1 protein-coding gene is annotated in these 270 nt (G+C 50.0%); it reads left to right on the top strand.

Going from position 1 to position 270, the window contains the following annotated elements; genetic code table 11:
- Positions 1–202 (top strand): hypothetical protein (locus tag SB753_RS37520; RefSeq protein ID WP_410805220.1); only part of this gene is annotated, 202 nt, incomplete at its 5' end.
- Between the last annotated feature and the right edge of the window lie 68 nt (positions 203–270).

Here is a 270-nt window from a genome sequence, read left to right as displayed (position 1 = left end):
AAGGCGCAGGCTGGCAGAATGTCAATTGTCGTCTGGTGAAAAGGCAGCCGCTACAGAGCAATTTTGCAGCAGCGGCGATTTAAATCTGTTCAGCCAGCAATTACGGCGACTATGGCAACGAGAAGGGCCAACATCAACCAACCCCGGGGTGTTTGCTTTAGCCGGATTATGCGTTGCGCGAAAAGCGCAGGCTGACATGTAGCGTAAAAAAATTACATTTGGCGGGTAATTGTTTACCAGTCATCTGGAAGCCAGCACCTCTTTACAACC

The organism is Paraburkholderia sp. SIMBA_053, assembly GCF_046534895.1.
Taxonomy (GTDB): domain Bacteria; phylum Pseudomonadota; class Gammaproteobacteria; order Burkholderiales; family Burkholderiaceae; genus Paraburkholderia; species Paraburkholderia caledonica.
The sequence above is the reverse complement of the archived record's forward strand: the minus strand, read 5'-3'. Positions and strand labels throughout refer to the sequence as shown.